A 270-nucleotide genomic window follows, 5' to 3' on the forward strand; every position below is an offset into this window, starting at 1 on the left:
TTTGATGCCAAGGCACAAATCACTGAAGATGTCGGCCCGGGAATTGTTGTAGCAACCCTTGGGTACTGGCGGCAACGAAATAACGGTACGGTAAACTGCGTCAGCTCAGCTGAGTTTGTTGATATGGGGCATGCACCCACCTTTACCGATAACCTAGTGCAGGTAGAGGCAATTAGATAAACCTCACCCTAGAAGTTCAGCGGATGTCCTGATTAGGATATCCGCTTTTATTTATTCTGTATCAGCATCCTGATTGGCTACTGTAATCGC

General features: G+C 47.0%; 1 protein-coding gene. It reads left to right on the forward strand.

The window, feature by feature from the left end; translation table 11 throughout:
• Positions 1 to 180, forward strand: a 180-nt coding sequence (locus tag B3O33_RS00325; RefSeq protein WP_292362709.1) for a hypothetical protein, incomplete at its 5' end; no start/stop codon positions are given.
• Between the last annotated feature and the right edge of the window lie 90 nt (positions 181 to 270).

Origin of the sequence: Methylophaga sp. UBA1464 (assembly GCF_002325665.1) — a bacterium.
In the GTDB taxonomy this organism is placed as follows: Bacteria; Pseudomonadota; Gammaproteobacteria; order Nitrosococcales; family Methylophagaceae; genus Methylophaga.